This is a genomic window from Actinoplanes sp. NPDC049802 (assembly GCF_040656595.1).
Taxonomy (GTDB): Bacteria; Actinomycetota; Actinomycetes; order Mycobacteriales; family Micromonosporaceae; genus Actinoplanes.
The window spans coordinates 1-15720 of sequence record NZ_JBFAMR010000002.1; the positions used below are offsets into that span (position 1 = coordinate 1).

The window sequence follows — 15720 nt, forward strand, 5'->3', positions numbered from 1 at the left end:
CGTGAGACATGCGGCTCGCCTCCCCTCGGGGTCGGTGGGTCGGGTGCGGTCTGAGCTGGGAAATCCCCCGGATTCATCCGTGGGGATGGCGTTAAGAGGTCTCCATCCCGTCGGTCCCGCTAAACACGAGGCGAGCACCGGGGAAGGTTGCACGGGAATCGGGGAGGCCGCCGGATCGGCCTCCCCTCATCCTTACCGCGGGGCGCCCAGGTCGTCGAGCGCCTTGGTGGCGCCGCGGTGGACGGTCACCGGGGCGGTCTCGCGGGCCGTCTCCAGTTCGATCTCCTTGGCGGCGGCGCTGGTCTGTTCCAGCTGGGCCTTGCGGTCGAAGAGGGTCTTGGTGAGCACGCAGGCGACGTCCGGGTCCAGGTCCTCCCGGACCAGCAGGACGTTGGGCACGACGATGGTCTTCACGTCCGCCGCCGTCCGGTAGGTGGCCGCCGGGATGACGCCCTCCTGGTAGACCTCGTTGATCTTCCGCATCTCGGGCAGCAGCGGCGTGATGTCGAGGAACTCGACCTGGTCCCCGCTCGTGGTGAGCAGGTCGGTGATGCCCGGGGTGGGCAGGCCGCCGGACCAGAACAGGGCGTCGATGCTGCCGTCCTTCATCCCGTCGACGGTCTTGGTCAGGTCCAGCTTCTGCGCCTGGACGTCGGTGTCCGGTTCGAGCCCGGCCGCGGTCAGCAGCCGGTTGGCGATCACCTCGGTGCCGGACTTCGGGGAGCCGGTCGAGACCCGCTTGCCCTTCATCCCGGCGACGTCGGAGATCCCGGCCGCCTTGCGGACGATGACCTGCGTGTAGTTGTTGTGGATGCGTGACAGGGCGGCCACCTTCTGCTTCTCGGTGAAGCTTCCGGTGCCGTTCACCGCGTCGGCGGCCGTGTCGGCCAGCGAGAAGGCGACATCGTAGGTCCCGGCGACCAACTGCTGGATGTTCTGCACCGACGCGCCGGTCTCGGCGGCGGTCGCCTGGACTCTCCCGCCCACGGCGTTGATCTGCTCGGCGTACGCGTTGCCGAGGGTGAAGTAGACGCCCGTGGCGTTACCCGTCGCGATACCGATCCGGGCGTCCGCGGACACCTCGCAGGTGACCGCGCCGCCGGTGTCGGTGTTCGCCGAGTCCTGCCGGCCGCCGCACGCCGCGGTGGCGGCCGCGAGCGTGCCGGCCAGCGCCAAGCTCAGTATTCGTCTCATGCTTTCCTCCGGGGAGAGTGGTTCGGCAAGGGCGACTTACTGGGGGGTCCGTGCCCGGGGCGCGGGGCCCTCGGGAAGGGGTGCGGCCGTGGCCCGGCGTTTCTCGAGCATGCTGACCAGCACGGCGGCCAGGAGCGCCGTCACGCCGGTGGCGATCGCCACCGGATCGAGGTAGAGCAGCAGCAGCCCGGCGACCGCGGCCGGCACCCGGGTCGCCGGCCCGGTCGCACCGACGCCCGGCATCCACGCGCCGGTGGCGACGGCCAGCCCGAACACGGCCAGGGCGGCCACCACGGTGGTCCAGAGGATGCCCAGCAGCGGGCCGCGGGCCAGCAGGAACTCGCCCTCGTCGGTCAGCACGAAGGCGATCGGCACGAGGAAGGCCGGCAACGCGTACTTCAGCGCCTGCCACATGGTGGGGATGGCGCGGCCGCCGGTGATCGCGCTCGCGCCGACCGCGGCCAGCGCGGTCGGCGGGGTGACCTCGGAGAGCACCGAGTAGTAGAAGACGAACATGGCGGCGGCGGGCGCCGGGACGCCGAGCGTCAGCAGCGCCGGCCCGATGATCACCCAGCCGATGATGAAGCTGGCCGTCACCGGCACCGCCAGGCCGAGCAGCGCCAGCGCGAACGCGGCCAGCACCACGGTCAGCGCCAGCACCACAGCCGGCTCGTCGGTGATCGCCCGCGCGCCGTTGACCAGCAGAGACGCCAGTTGCGCGCCGAGGCCGGTCTTCGTGGTGGTCGCGGTGATCACCCCGGCCGCGGCGCAGACCGCGACCACCGGCAGGACGCCGCGCACGCCCGCGGAGAGCGCCGTGAAGATCCGCCGCGGGGTCATCCAGTGCCGCCGGTCCAGGAAGGACAGCGCCCCGGCCAGGATCGTCGCGTAGACCACCGAGCGGGTCGCGCTCACCCCGAGGGCCAGCAGCGCGACGATGACGATGAGGGAGGAGAAGTGGTAGCCGAAGCGGCCGAGCAGGCGCCAGGCGCCGGTGGCGGGGGCCTCGACGGCGCGGACCCCGTGCCGGCGGACATCGATCTCCACGGCGAGCAGGATGCCCAGGTAGTAGAGGACGGTCGGGATCATCGCCCAGCCCAGGACGGTCAGGTAGGAGACGTTCAGGTATTCGGCGACGATGAACGCGGCGGCGCCCAGGGTGGGTGGCGACAGGATGGCACCGACCCCGGCCGCGGCCAGCATGCCGCCGGCCTGCTCGGGCGGGTAGCCGGCGCGGCGCAGCATCGGCCAGGTGACGGCGCCGACGCTGACCGCGGTGGCCGTACCGGATCCGGAGACCGTGCCGAGCAGGAAGCCGGCGGCGACCGCGGTGCGCCCGGCCGCGGAGCGTGATCTCCGGAAGGCCGCGACGGACAGGTCGACGAAGAAGCGGCTCGCCCCGGACAGGTCGAGCACCGCGCCGTAGATGGTGAACAGCACGATGTAGGTGGCCGCCACGTCCAGCGGGGTGCCGTAGAAGCCGCTGCCCGAGTTGTAGAGGGCGTCGACGATCTGTGCGAAGTCGAGCCCGGAGTGCGCGATCGGCCAGGTCTGCGGCAGCAGGCCGCCGTAGTAGCCGTACGCCAGGAAGAGCAGGCAGACGATCGGCAGAGCCCACCCGGTGGTACGCCGGCACGCCTCGATCACCAGGGCCAGCAGCACCGCGCCGAACACGATGTCGACCGGTTCGAGCAGGCCCTGCCGGTTCAGGAAGTCGTCGTAGCCGCCCACGATGGGATAGAGGCAGACCACCAGCGAGCCGCCGGCCAGGATCCAGTCGGTCACCCCGGGCGTCTCCCGCCCTCCACCGAACCCCGATCGGTACGCGAGGAAGACGAGCGGCAGGGTCCCGGCCAGGAAGATGATCAGGTAGTACTGGCTGCCCTGGGCGAGCGGCCGGAACACCTGCCAGAGGACGAACAGCGCGACCGCGAACGCGACGACCGAGACGAGGAGCCCGGTCCGGCCGGTCAACTGCCGGGCCGGCCGTTCCTCCTCGTCGTAGTGCACGGCGGGCGGGTCCGCCAGAGATCGATCATCGCCCATGGAACGGACAGTACTATGTGACATCCCTTCCAGTAACGATCGGCGACCGGGGCCGGTTCCTACCGGAAGGTCTCGGATTCGCGGGGCCCCTCGGCCCGGGGGAGCGCGGCCCTGCCCGGGCCGCGCTCCCTCCCCCCGTTCGGGTCAGGGGGTGACGGTCGAGGTGGCGCGGGCGGTCACCTCGACCGTGTCGATGGCCAGCAACTGGGTCTCGATGGCGGCCAGGCGGGTGCGGGCCTCCTTCGGGACCGAGACCGGGGAGCCGGCGGCCAGCGGCAGCAGGTGCAGGGTGAGCTGGGCGCCGGCCCGGTAGCCGATGTCGGTGAGGTTGACCGTCCAGCCGGAGCCGTCCCAGTAGCGGTCGGTGACGGTCCGGCCGTCGATCCGCAGCTCGGCCACGTCGCCGGCCCAGATGATCCGCAGCAGCGGGTCGCGGGACCCGTCGGCGGCCCAGCCGGGCAGGCGGAGGCGGTAGACGGCGGCCAGCTCGTCGAAGACGTCGGGGGCGGGGGCGGACGGGCGGCCCTCGTGCTTGCCGTAGCTGACCGGGACCGTGGGGGCGGCCGGGCGGAGCTCCTCGACGGTGACGTTCTCGGTCACCGGGGCGGTGTTGCGGGGCACGCCGATCGAGCGGAAGGCACGAAGCGACGGGTCGTACGCCCGTACGTCCGCGGTCTTGACGGCCTTGACCGTCACCGTGCCGGAGGCGTCCCACTGCAGCTCGTCGTCGCTGAGCAGCAGGCGGCGTCCGCCGTCCTCGCGGACCCAGATCGTCGCGGCCGCCTCGGCGGGCAGGACGAGCACGTCGAGGCCCTCGAGGCGAACCGGTTCGAAGCCGGGCGTGATGTCGTGAACGGAATCGGCCACGGCGATCTGGGGGTCGATGCCGGGGGCGGCCACCAGCACGAGCGTGGGCACGTCGCCGGTCAGCAGGGTGAGCGCCGTGGCGGTGGCCCAGGTGATCGTCGTGCCGCCCGCGGTCAGGTGGAGCGGCCAGCGGGCCAGGGTGCCGGGCGGGATGTCGATCGGCCGTTCCGGGAACTCGATCACCCGGTCGGGAGCGAGGGTGACCTGGAAACGTGCGCCCTGGTAGGCCGGCAGCGGGAAGTGCGGCTGGTGCCGGGAGACGAAGAGGAAGCCGCTCTCCCCGTCGCTGCGCAGTGCCCACCGCAGGGTTTCGGAGTCCTCGACGTCGGCGGGCCGTACGTCCGGAAGACTGGACGGCATCTCCGCGAGCAGGTGGCCGAAAGCGGACAGGAAGGCGTGCTGACGGCGTAGTTCGGCGTGGCTGGGGGCGAGGGTGCCGGCCTCGCCGATCGGCGCGTGGAAGTCGTAGCCGAGAGGGGTGATGTCGTTGGGGTAGCCGGTGGCGTGCGACTCGTGTGTGTCCGGGCCGGGGTTGGTGCCGCCGGCGTACATGTAGTAGCCCTGCCAGGCCGAGCCGTTGCCGATCTTGCAGTGGGCGATGGTGGCGACGTCGAGGGCCTCGGGCCGTGGCCGCCGGTGGTACGCGGTGGCCATGCCGCCGCCGAGTTCGCAGGTGGCGGGCGGGAACTCGTCGGACGGGGTGCGCGGTCCCCCGGAGGCGGCGGCGATCGCCTGGGCCCGGCGTACGTCCGCGCCGATGCCCGGGTCGTCCCAGACGTGCGAGAAGAAGTAGTGGTCGCGGAAGGTCGGGTCCCACGGGGCGTCGGCGTCGACCCAGAAGCCGTCGCCGTAGCCGCCGTAGAGCGGCAGCACCTCGGAGGCGGGCAGGTCGGCGCCGCCCCAGGCGGTGGCGGTCCACAGCGGCGCGGACATGCCGGACGCCCGGGCCAGGCGTTTGAGCGTGACGAGGTGTTGCGGCTGGTCGTAGAGCTCGTTCTCCAGCTGAATGCCGATGATCTTGTCGAATCGGGGGCCGACGGCCGCCGCGATGGACGCGAACCACGGGGTGACCAGCGCGAGGTACGCCGGGTCGTCGGTGCGGTGCCGGACCGGGGCGTGCTGCACCCAGTCGGGGAAGCCGCCGTTGCGCGCCTCGCCGTGGCACCACGGGCCGATCCTGAGCACCACGTCGAGGCCGGTCTCGACGGCGAGGTCGACGAACGCGCCGACGTCGAGGTTGCCGTCGAAGCGGGTCTCGTCCGGGGTGGGCGCGTGGTGCAGCCAGAAGACGTAGCTGGCCACCACGGTCACACCGCCGGCCTTCATCTGGCGCAGCCGCTCGGCCCAGCGCCCACGCGGGACCCGGCTGTAGTGCAGCTCGCCGGAGACCGGGATGACCGGAACACCGTCGCGGATCAGGTAGCGGTTGGTGAGCGAGACGCCGTCCCGTACGTCTTCGGAGTTGCTCATCCGCGGCCGGCGCAGCGGCGTCGCCCAGGGTTGGTGGCGAACGGAGAGCGGCTCGAGCCACGACATGGGATCAGCTCCTTGCGGGTTTGACTGTAACCGGTCACAGGCCGGCGAGCCCGAACGATACACAGGAGTAACGGGTAGGACGCAAGGGCTTGACACATCGCCGTAACACCAGCACTGTAACCGGTCACAGGGGCCGCACCGAGCGACACGCTTCCGGTGAGGCACCGTCCCCGGCTTTCCGTTCCCGGCCAAGCCGATCAAGGAGGATCGATGAAAACGAAATTCGCCCCGCTCATGGCGGCCCTGACCGCCGCGGCACTGTTTACCGGCACCGCCTGCTCCAGCTCCGACTCCTCGTCCGAGAGCACCACGGACCCCAACGAGAAGGTCGCGCTGACCTACTGGACCTGGGCGCCGAACATGGACAAGGTCGTCGCCGCCTGGAACGCCAAGAACCCGAACATCCAGGTCACGGTCAACAAGCAGGACGGCGGCGACCCGGCCGTCACCAAGCTGCTCACCGCGATCAAGGCGGGCTCCGGCGCACCGGACGTCATGCAGGCCGAGTACCAGAAGATCCCCACGCTGGTCTCCGCCGACGCGCTCGCCGACATCGCCGGTGACGCCGGATCGCTCAAGGACAAGTTCCCGGCCGGCACCTGGAACGGCGTGACGCTGGGCTCGGAAGCGGTCTACGGCGTCCCGCAGGACTCCGGCCCGCTGATGTTCTTCTACCGCGCCGACGTCTTCGAGAAGAACGGCCTGCAGGCGCCCAAGACCTGGGACGAGTACGCCGCCGCCGCCGAGAAGATCCACAAGGCGAACCCGAAGCAGTACCTCGGCACCTTCTCGGCCACCGACGCGGGCCTGTTCACCGGCCTCGCCCAGCAGGCCGGCGCCTCGTGGTGGGGCGTGCAGGGCGACGCCTGGTCGGTGAAGATCGACGAGCCCGCCACCCAGAAGGTCGCCGCCTACTGGGGTGGCCTGGTGGAGAAGGGCGTCATCGACAACAAGCCGATGTACACCCCGGAGTGGAACGCCGCCCTCAACGACGGCACCCAGGTCGGCTGGGTCAGCGCCGTGTGGGCGCCGGGCGTCCTGGAGGGCTCCGCCAAGGACACCAAGGGCAAGTGGAAGGCCGCCGCGATGCCGCAGTGGGACGCCGCGGCCCCGGCGACCGGCGCGTGGGGCGGCTCGGCCACCAGCGTGACCACCCAGTCCAAGCACAAGAAGCAGGCCGCTCAGTTCGTCGCCTGGCTCAACAGCGACCCCGAGGCCGTGAAGCTGCTCGCCACCGAGGCCAACGTCTACCCGGCCGCGAACGACGCCACCAGTGTGCTGACCAGCCCGCCGGCGTTCTTCGCCGACCAGGCCGACTACTACACCATCGCCGGTGAGGCGTCGAAGCAGCTCGCACCGTTCACCTACGGCCCGAACGTGAACGTCGCCTACAGCGCGTTCAACGACGCCTTCGGCAAGGCCGCCGAGTCGAAGAAGGCCGCCGCCTTCACCGAGTCGCTGACCACCATGCAGAAGACCACCGTCGACGACCTGAAGAACTCCGGGTTCAACGTCGCCGGTTGAGATCGTCTCCGGGCGGGCGCGGCCGATCGTGCCCGCCCGGAGCGCTCCGAAAGGAAGATTCGGCGATGTCGCTGACCACCACCGCACCGAGCGCGACCGCGGCCCCCGCGACCGTGGCCGCCCGCCGCCGGCCCGCCAAACGCGGGACCGCCACCCCCTGGGGCTTCCTCGCACCGGCGCTGATCCTCTTCGCCGCGTTCCTGGCCGCGCCGATCGTCTACGCCGCCTACCTGAGCCTGCGCAAGGTCAAGGTGAGCGGCCTCGGGCTGGGCTCGAAGGCCCGGACCGAGATCTGGGCCGGGCTGGACAACTACTCCCGGTCGCTGACCGATCCCGACTTCCTGCCCAGCGTCGGCCGGATCGGGATGTACGGCCTGATCGTCGTCCCGATCATGCTCGGCCTGGCCCTGCTGTTCGCGCTGCTGCTGGACGCGAACCGGACGCGCGAGTCGATCGGCAGGTTCGCCCGGATCTCGATCTTCCTGCCGTACGCGGTGCCGGCCGTGGTCGCCTCGCTGCTGTGGGGCTTCCTCTACCTGCCCCGGGTCAGCCCGATCACCGACGCGTTCGAGGCGCTCGGCGTCACCGCGCCGAACCTGCTCTCCAGCAGCCTGACCATCTGGGCGGTCGCCAACATCGCGATCTGGGGCGGCACCGGCTTCAACATGATCGTCATCTACACCGCGCTGAAGGCCGTGCCGACCAGCCTGTACGAGTCGGCCCGCATCGACGGCGCCTCCGAGGTCGCGATCGCCTGGCGCATCAAGATCCCGATCGTGCTGCCGTCACTGATCATGACCTTCGTCTTCTCGCTCATCGCCACCCTGCAGGTCTTCGCCGAGCCGATGACGCTGCGGCCGCTGGCCAACACGATCTCCACGACGTGGACGCCGCTCATGAAGGTCTACCGGGACGCGTTCACCCGCAACGACATCTACGCGGCCGCCGCCACCTCGGTGATCATCGCGCTCGCCACGTTCATCGTGTCCTTCGGCTTCCTCAAGCTCGTCGGGCGCCGGGCCTTCAACCAGGAGGACTGACATGTCCGTCATGACAGCGGCGCGCAGGCGCAGCCCGATCGCCACCGGGCTCCTCCTGCTCGGCGCGGCCTACTGCCTGCTCCCGGTGCTCTGGGTGCTCATCGCCTCGTCGAAGAGCTCCAGCGAGCTGTTCTCCACGTTCACGCTGGCGCCGAGCACCCACCTGTTCGACAACCTCGCCGACCTGAGCGGCTACCGCGACGGCCTCTACTGGCGGTGGATGGCCAACACCGCCCTGTACGCCGGCGTCGGCGCGGCCGCGTCCACGCTGATCTCGGCGATGGCCGGGTACGCCCTGGCGAAGTTCGAGTTCCGCGGCAAGAGCTTCGTGTTCAACGTGATCCTGGCCGGCGTCCTGGTGCCCGGCGTCATCCTGGCCATCCCGCAGTACCTGCTGCTGGCCAAGGTGGGGATGACCAACACCTACTGGGCGGTGCTGCTGCCCAGCTTCATCAGCCCGTACGGCATCTATCTGGCCCGGATCTTCGCGGCCGCGTCGGTGCCCACCGAGATCCTGGAGGCGTCGCGCATCGACGGGGCCGGGGACTGGCGCACCTTCGGCACGGTGGTGCTGCCGATGATGCGGACCGGCCTGGTGACCGTCTTCCTCTTCCAGTTCGTGGCGATCTGGAACAACTTCATGCTGCCGTACATCATGCTCGGCGACGACAAGCTGTACCCGATCACGGTCGGCCTGAACGGGCTGCTCAACCAGGGCGCCAACCAGCCGGCCATGTACACGGCCGTGGTGACCGGGGCATTCGTCTCGATCATCCCGCTGATCGCCCTGTTCCTCACGTTGCAGCGCTACTGGCAGGTCGACCTGGCCGCCGGCGGCGTGAAGGCCTAGCTATGATCCCGAAGGTGTCACGCAAACGCCCCACCATCCGCGACGTCGCGGCTGAGGCCGGGGTGTCCTACGCGACGGTCTCCAGGGTGCTCAACGGCCGTGACTGGGTCAGTCCCGAGGCAGTCCGGGCCGTGCGTGACGCCATCTCCCGCACCGGTTACACCGCCAACCCGCACGCCCGGTCGCTGGCCACCGGGAAGTCCGGCTCGATCGCGTTCCTGCTCACCGAGCCGCAGCACCTGCTCTTCGAGGACCCGAACTTCTCCGTGCTGCTGCGCGGGGTGGCCCAGGCCCTCTCCGACCGGGAGCTGACCCTGATCCTGATGATCGCGTCGACGCCGGTGGAGCGCAGCCGCGCCATCGCGTACCTCTCCGGCGGCCACGTCGACGGGGTGCTGCTGGTGTCGCCGCACTCCGGCGACCCGCTGCTGCGGCAACTGGTCGAGGCCGAGGTGCCGATCGTCGCCTGTGGACAGGTGCTCGGCTTCGAGGACCGGATCAGCTCGGTGTCGGCGGACGACTGGGGCGGCGGCCGGTCGGCCGTGGAGCACCTGCTCGCCCACGGCTGCCGGCGGATCGCCACGATCACCGGGCCGCAGGACACCTTCGGCGGCGTGTTCCGGCTGCGCGGTTACACCGACGCGCTGGTCGCGGCCGGTATCAGCGTCGATCCGGCGTACATCGTGCACGGCGACTGGAGCCGGGAGAGCGGCGCGGCCGGGATGCGCACGCTGCTGGACCGGGCGCCCGACGTGGACGCGGTGTTCGCCGCCTCGGACGCGATGGCCGCGGCCGCCCTGCCGGTGCTGCGCGAGGCCGGGCGCGACGTGCCCGGCGACATCCGGGTGGTCGGCTTCGACGACTCCGGGCTGGCGGCCACCACCGAGCCGCCGCTCACCACCGTCCGGCACCCGCTGGAACGGATCAGTGAAGAGATGGTCCGGCTGCTCACCGACGTGATCGCCGGGCGTACCCCGCTCTCCATCACCGTTCCCACCAGCCTGGTCGTACGGGGCAGCTCCCCCGCCTGAGACCGGCCGGCCTCGATGAACCCCCTTGATCGAGGCCGGCCTTGCACAAAAACGACCCCTTTTGTCATGGAAGACCACAAAGGAGTGTCAATGAAACCGTCCCTCGCGGTCGCCGCCTTCCTCGCGGTGGCCCTCATCCCCTCACCCGCCGTCGCCCACGACAGCGACGGGTGGCGCATGCGCGGCGCCGACGTGTCGACACTCCAGCGGTCGCTGGAACTCGGCCAGCGGTTCTACGACGCGCGCGGGCGCCGCGACAACCCGTACGACATCCTCAAGCAGGCCGGGGCCAACTACGTCCGGCTGCGCATCTGGAACGACCCGGCCAGCGGCTACTCCAACAAGGCCAAGGTTCTCGAGCAGGCCCGGGCGGCCAAGGCCCGCGGCATGAAGTTGCTCGTCGACTTCCACTACTCGGACACCTGGGCCGACCCGGGCAAGCAGTACACCCCCGCCGCGTGGGAGGGGCACTCGCTGGAGCAGCTGCAGAAGGACGTCTACGACTACACGTACGACGTCTGCACCAGCCTGAAACGGCAGGGCACCACCCCGGACAGCGTGCAGATCGGCAACGAGATCAACGTCGGCATGTTGTGGCCCACCGGCTACGTCACCAACAGTGACTTCGGTCCGCTGTCCAAACTGCTCAACGCCGGGTACGACGCCACCAAGGCGTGCAGCAAACGCACCGAGGTCATGGTGCACACCGCGCTGGCCGGCAACATCGGCGCGGCGCACTGGTTCTACGACGGCATCACGGCGGCCGGCGCCAAGTGGGACGTCACGGCACTGTCCTACTACTGCATGTGGCACGGGACGCTGGACAACCTGAGCACGGTCATCGGCGACGTCACCGACCGGTACGGCAAACCCGTGGTGATCGCGGAGACGGCGTACCCGTACACCACCGAGAACTACGACCACCTGGAGAACATCATGCTCTCCAGCGCACCGTGCGACGGCATCCCCGCCACCCCGCAGGGTCAGGCACAGCAGTTCGCCGCGGTGCAGACCACCGCCCGGGCGGCCGGCGCGATCGGCGTCTTCTACTGGGAACCCACCTGGACCGCCGTCGACGGCAACGGGTGGGACACCGAGGACATCGAGAACTCCGGCAACGCCTGGGAGAACATGGCGATCTTCGACGACGGCGGGCGCGTCAACCCGTACGTCCGCTGGCTTCGTTGATCTTGATCGTGGCCCGGTGAGAGCCGGGCCGCGACGCAAGCCGGCGTCCGTCCCCGGCGCCGGAAACCGTTCCTCGTCACTGAAGGAGCGCACATGAAACCGTCCCTCCGAGCCGCCTTCTCGGCCGCGGTCCTCGCGGTCGCGCTGGTGGTGTCACCCGCCCCCGCACAGGCCGCCTCCCTCACCATGCTCGGCGCCGACGTGTCGTCGCTGCAGCGCACGCTCGACCTCGGCGGCAAGTACTACAACGCCTCGGGTGTCCAGGCCAACCCCTACGACATCCTCAAGACGGCCGGCGTCAACTACGCCCGGCTGCGCGTCTGGAACAACCCGGCCAGCGGTTACAACAACAAGGCCAAGGTGCTCCAGCAGGCCGCGGCCATCAAGGCCAAGGGCCTGAAGCTGATGGTCGACTTCCACTACTCGGACACCTGGGCCGACCCCGGCAAGCAGTACCCGCCGGCGGCCTGGGCGTCCTACTCGCTCACCCAGTTGCGGACGGCCGTCTACAACTACACCTACGACGTGTGCACCAGCCTGAAAGCGGCCGGGCTCACCCCGGACAGCGTGCAGATCGGCAACGAGATCAACGTCGGCATGCTGTGGCCGCGCGGCCAGGTCGTCAACAGCGACTTCGCCCCGCTGGCGTCGCTGCTCAAGCAGGGTTACAACGCGACCAAGGCCTGCAACAGCGGCACGCAGGTCATCATCCACACCGCCAACTCCGACAGCATGACGAACGCCCGCTGGTTCTACGACGGCATCAAAGCGGCCGGCGTGACCTGGGACGTCACCGCGCTGTCCTACTACTGCATGTGGCACGGCACGCTGGCCAACCTCTACAACGTGATCGTGGACATGCGCACCCGCTACGGCAAGCCGGTGGTCGTCGTGGAGACGGCCTACCAGTTCACCGCGGCGGACGCCGACAGCGAGAAGAACTCCATCCCCGGCACCGTGCTCTGCGACGGCATCCCGGCCACCTCGGCGGGCCAGGCCCAGCAGTTCACCTGGGTCCAGAACACGGCCCGCAACGCGGGCGCCGTCGGAGTCTTCTACTGGGAACCCACCTGGTACGCCATCAAGGGCAACGGCTGGGACCCGGCGAACATCAACGGCACCGGCGACGGCTGGGACAACATGGCCGTGTTCGACTGGGGCGGCAAGGTCAACCCGTACATCAAGTGGACCCCCTGACGGTCTCACCCCAGCGGCCCGGTCCGGCTTCTGCCGGGCCGGGCTTCTGCCTTTCCGGTACGGGCTGCCCGAACCCGCCGTGGAAGACCCGCGAGCCGCTGCCCACCCCCGCCCGTGCCGCGCCCACCGGGCGGAGATCGATTCCCGGCCGGCCGCCGGCCCCCTTTCGAGCGTTTTGAGGCGGCCCCCACGACCAGCCGTTGCCCGGCCATCGAGCTCGGCCCGGCGGGCGCGGCACCGGCCGGACCCGGCAGCAAGGCCGCGCCGCACGGACGGAACGGCCCCGATCGGGCGGGGCGAGGCCACCCGTACCGGAGATCGGATCGACTCGGACCGGCGACCGGCTGGAGCGGGAGCGCGCCGGAGCGGGCACCGGCATCTCCGCGAAGCGGCGAAGGGCCGCTGCCCGGAGGCGGCGGCCCTTCGTGGTGACGGGGTCAGACGGAGGTCGCGTAGGGCTCGGAGTGCGACGGGACCGGGTCGACGACCGGCGGGTGGCGTTCCAGGGCGGCACCCTCCACGTCGAGTTCGGGCAGCCAGCGCAGCCAGGACGGCAGCCACCAGGCGGAGCGGCCGAGCAGGGCGAGAGCGGCCGGCACGGCGACCATCCGGACGATGAACGCGTCGAAGGCGATACCCACGGCCAGGGCGAACGCGATCGGCTTGATGGTGTCGTTGCCCTCCGGGACGAACGCGGCGAAGACCGCGAACATGATGGTCGCGGCGGCGATGACGACCGGGGCCGCCTGCCGGAACCCGGTGACGATGGCCTCGCGGGGCGCCGCGCCGTGGGCGTGCGCCTCGTGCATCCGGGACACCAGGAAGACCTGGTAGTCCATGGCCAGGCCGAACAGGATGCCGACGATGATGATCGGCGCGAGGCTGAGGATCGGGCCGGTGGAGCCGGCGTTGACCGCGTCGGCGGCCCAGCCCCACTGGAAGACCGCGACCGTCGCGCCGAACGCGGCGCCGATGGTGAGCAGGAAGCCGAGCACGCCGACGACCGGCACCAGCAGCGAGCGGAAGACCAGCACCAGCAGCACGAACGCCAGGCCGACGACGAGCGCCAGGTAGACCGGGAGGGCGTCGTTCAGTTTCTGCGACACGTCGATGCTGACCGCGGTGTTGCCGGTGACGTAGACGTCCGCGCCCTCGGTGTCGTCGACCGAGTCACGGATCTCGTGGACCACGTCGACGGTCCGGTCGTCTTCCGGGCCGGTGGCCGGAATGATCGTGACGAGGGCGGCCGAGGCGTCCTGGTTGGGCTGCGGCGGCAGCACCAGGGTGCCCTTCGGCAGCACCTTGGTGAGGTGTTTCTGCACCTGGGGCGCGTACTCGACGGCGGCGGGCCCGTCGATCAGGACGAGCAGCGGGCTGCTGACGCCGGGGCCGAAGCGGCTGTCGATGATCGCCTGGGCGCGGGCCTGGGTGCTGCCCTCGGGGGCGCGCTGGGCCAGGGTGGTCTTCATCGAGAAGAACGGGATGGCGATGACCGCGAGGGCGGCGACCGCGGCGATCAGGCTGAGCCAGCGCTGCTGGGTGACCAGCCGGGCCCAGCCGCGGATGAAGCCGCGCCCGTCCGGGACGCCACCGTCGTCGCCGAGCGGGACGTCGCGCACCTTGCGGGGCAGCGCGCGCCGGCCGACGAAGCCGAGGATCGCCGGGACCAGGGTGATCGCGACCAGGACGGCGATCACGATGGTGACGGCGGCCGCGATGCCCATCTCGGAGAGGAAGGGGATCCCGACGACGGAGAGGCCGACCAGGGCGATGACCACGGTGAGGCCGGCGGTGACGACGGCCGCGCCGGCGGTGCCGACGGCCATCGCGGCGGCGGCGTCCACGGACAGGCCGCGGCGCAGCTCGTGCCGGAACCGGGTGATGATGAACAGCGCGTAGTCGATGCCGACCGCGAGGCCGAGCATGACGGCGAGGATCGGGGTGGTGGACTGCAGTTCGGTGAAGCCGGTGAGGGTGAGGATGCCGGCCGCGCCGATGCCGACGCCGGCGATCGCGGTCAGCAGGTTCATCCCGGCGGCGACCAGCGAGCCGTAGGTGAGGGCCAGCACGATCAGGGCCACCACGACGCCGAGGATCTCGGAGGCCCCGCCGATGTCGGCCGGGTTGCTCAGCGCCTCGCCGCGGGCATCGACGGTGAGGCCACTGGCGCGGGCCCGCTCGACCGCCGCGGTGACGGCCTCCCGCTGCTCGTCGGTGACCTCGGACGGCTGCACCTGGTAGCGGACCGCGCTGTAGGCGGCCGCTTGGTCCCGGGAGACGGTCGGTGCCTTCGGGTCGAGCGGGTTGGACGCGCTCACCGCGCCGGGCAGTCTGCTGAGGTCGGCCACGATCCCGGCCACCTTGGCGGCGTTCGCCGGGTCGGTGATCTTCTGGCCGGCCGGGGCTTCCAGGACCACCTGGACGGTGGCGCCGGCCGAAGCCTCCCCGAACCTCTCTTTCATCAGGGTGAGGGCGGTCGTCGACTCCTGGCCGGGGATCTTGAACGAGTGGGCCGTGTCACCGGAGAGCGTGGCCGCCCCGACGCCGACGGCGGCCAGTGCCACCAGCCAGGCGATCGTGACGAGTATCCGGTGCCGTACTGACGCCAGCCCGAGCCGGTGCAGAAGCGTTGCCATGAGAGGTTCCTTTTTCCGTGTGGGGCTGTGGGCTTCAATGACCGAGCGCGTCGAACCCGACCTCGGCGAGGCGGGGCGAGGCGTCGGCGGTGAGCCGGCCGCAGAGGGCGATGCTGGCGACGGCGACGGCGCCGAGCGCTCCGGTGACCCGCAGAGCCCGCTCGCTGTAGGCGTGCAGGTCATCGCCGAAGGCGTCGGCCAGGGCTCGGCCGATCACCGCGAGGGCCTCGCCGATCTCGCTCTCCCGCTCGCTGAGCAGGGAGGAGAGCAGCAGGGCGACCATGCCGGGCTGGGCGATCGCGAGGTCGGCCAGCCCGGTGAGGACGGCCCGGTCCCGTCGGGGGCCGGGAGGCAGCTCCGCCACACCGGAGGCGGTGTCACGGATCTGCTCGACGCAGCGATCGATCACCGCGGTCTGGAGCGCCTCCTTGGTCGGGAAACGGTGCAGCAGGCCGGTCTTGGAGTAGCCGACCGTGTCCGCGATCCGCTGGACCGAGGTCTCCTTGAGCCCGTGCCGGGCGAAGAGGTGCGCCGCGGCTTCGAGGATCTCGTCGTCGATCTGCTGCCTGGTGAGGCGAGGCATGGGACCACCGTAGACCGTTATGGACCAA

General features: G+C 70.7%; 11 protein-coding genes. 6 read left to right on the forward strand and 5 right to left on the reverse strand.

Annotated features, from left to right (window positions below):
- Positions 1–192 precede the first annotated feature (192 nt).
- The 3 genes from AB0I88_RS01520 to AB0I88_RS01530 form a co-directional block, all read right to left on the reverse strand.
- Entirely contained in the window at positions 193–1194 is a 1002-nt protein-coding gene (locus AB0I88_RS01520; RefSeq protein ID WP_361017128.1) for a TAXI family TRAP transporter solute-binding subunit, read from the reverse strand.
- A 36-nt stretch (positions 1195–1230) separates the two neighbouring features.
- Positions 1231–3240 (reverse strand): TRAP transporter fused permease subunit, encoded by a 2010-nt coding sequence (locus tag AB0I88_RS01525; protein ID WP_361017129.1) that lies wholly within the window; start codon positions 3238–3240, stop codon positions 1231–1233.
- Positions 3241–3384: 144 nt separating this feature from the next.
- On the reverse strand, positions 3385–5643 hold the full coding sequence (locus AB0I88_RS01530) for a beta-galactosidase (RefSeq protein WP_361017131.1): 2259 nt from the start codon (positions 5641–5643) through the stop codon (positions 3385–3387).
- Between the two features lie 210 nt (positions 5644–5853).
- On the opposite strand from AB0I88_RS01530, the gene AB0I88_RS01535 reads away from it, so the two are divergent.
- The 6 genes from AB0I88_RS01535 (at position 5854) to AB0I88_RS01560 (ending at position 12473) form a co-directional block, all read left to right on the forward strand.
- Positions 5854–7167, forward strand: a complete 1314-nt coding sequence (locus AB0I88_RS01535) for an extracellular solute-binding protein (protein WP_361017133.1) — start codon at positions 5854–5856, stop codon at positions 7165–7167.
- Between the two features lie 65 nt (positions 7168–7232).
- Positions 7233–8207, forward strand: a complete 975-nt coding sequence (locus tag AB0I88_RS01540; protein WP_361017135.1) for a sugar ABC transporter permease — start codon at positions 7233–7235, stop codon at positions 8205–8207.
- 1 nt (position 8208) lies between these two features.
- The gene (locus AB0I88_RS01545; protein WP_361017136.1) at positions 8209–9057 is read left to right on the forward strand and encodes a carbohydrate ABC transporter permease; all 849 of its coding nucleotides are present in this window, start codon (positions 8209–8211) and stop codon (positions 9055–9057) included.
- 14 nt (positions 9058–9071) lie between these two features.
- Positions 9072–10088 (forward strand): LacI family DNA-binding transcriptional regulator, encoded by a 1017-nt coding sequence (locus AB0I88_RS01550; RefSeq protein ID WP_361017137.1) that lies wholly within the window; start codon positions 9072–9074, stop codon positions 10086–10088.
- Between the two features lie 90 nt (positions 10089–10178).
- A complete protein-coding gene (locus AB0I88_RS01555) occupies positions 10179–11276 on the forward strand; it encodes a glycosyl hydrolase 53 family protein (RefSeq protein WP_361017139.1) in 1098 nt (365 codons plus the stop codon).
- 93 nt (positions 11277–11369) lie between these two features.
- Positions 11370–12473, forward strand: coding sequence for a glycosyl hydrolase 53 family protein (locus AB0I88_RS01560; RefSeq protein WP_361017141.1), 1104 nt, complete (start codon positions 11370–11372; stop codon positions 12471–12473).
- 437 nt (positions 12474–12910) lie between these two features.
- Here AB0I88_RS01560 and AB0I88_RS01565 read toward each other — a convergent pair whose 3' ends face one another.
- Together AB0I88_RS01565 and AB0I88_RS01570 are read right to left on the reverse strand one after the other, a co-directional pair.
- Complete coding sequence (locus AB0I88_RS01565; RefSeq protein WP_361017142.1) at positions 12911–15109, reverse strand: MMPL family transporter; 2199 nt, start codon at positions 15107–15109, stop codon at positions 12911–12913.
- 34 nt (positions 15110–15143) lie between these two features.
- On the reverse strand, positions 15144–15692 hold the full coding sequence (locus tag AB0I88_RS01570; protein WP_361017144.1) for a helix-turn-helix domain-containing protein: 549 nt from the start codon (positions 15690–15692) through the stop codon (positions 15144–15146).
- Positions 15693–15720: the final 28 nt, after the last annotated feature.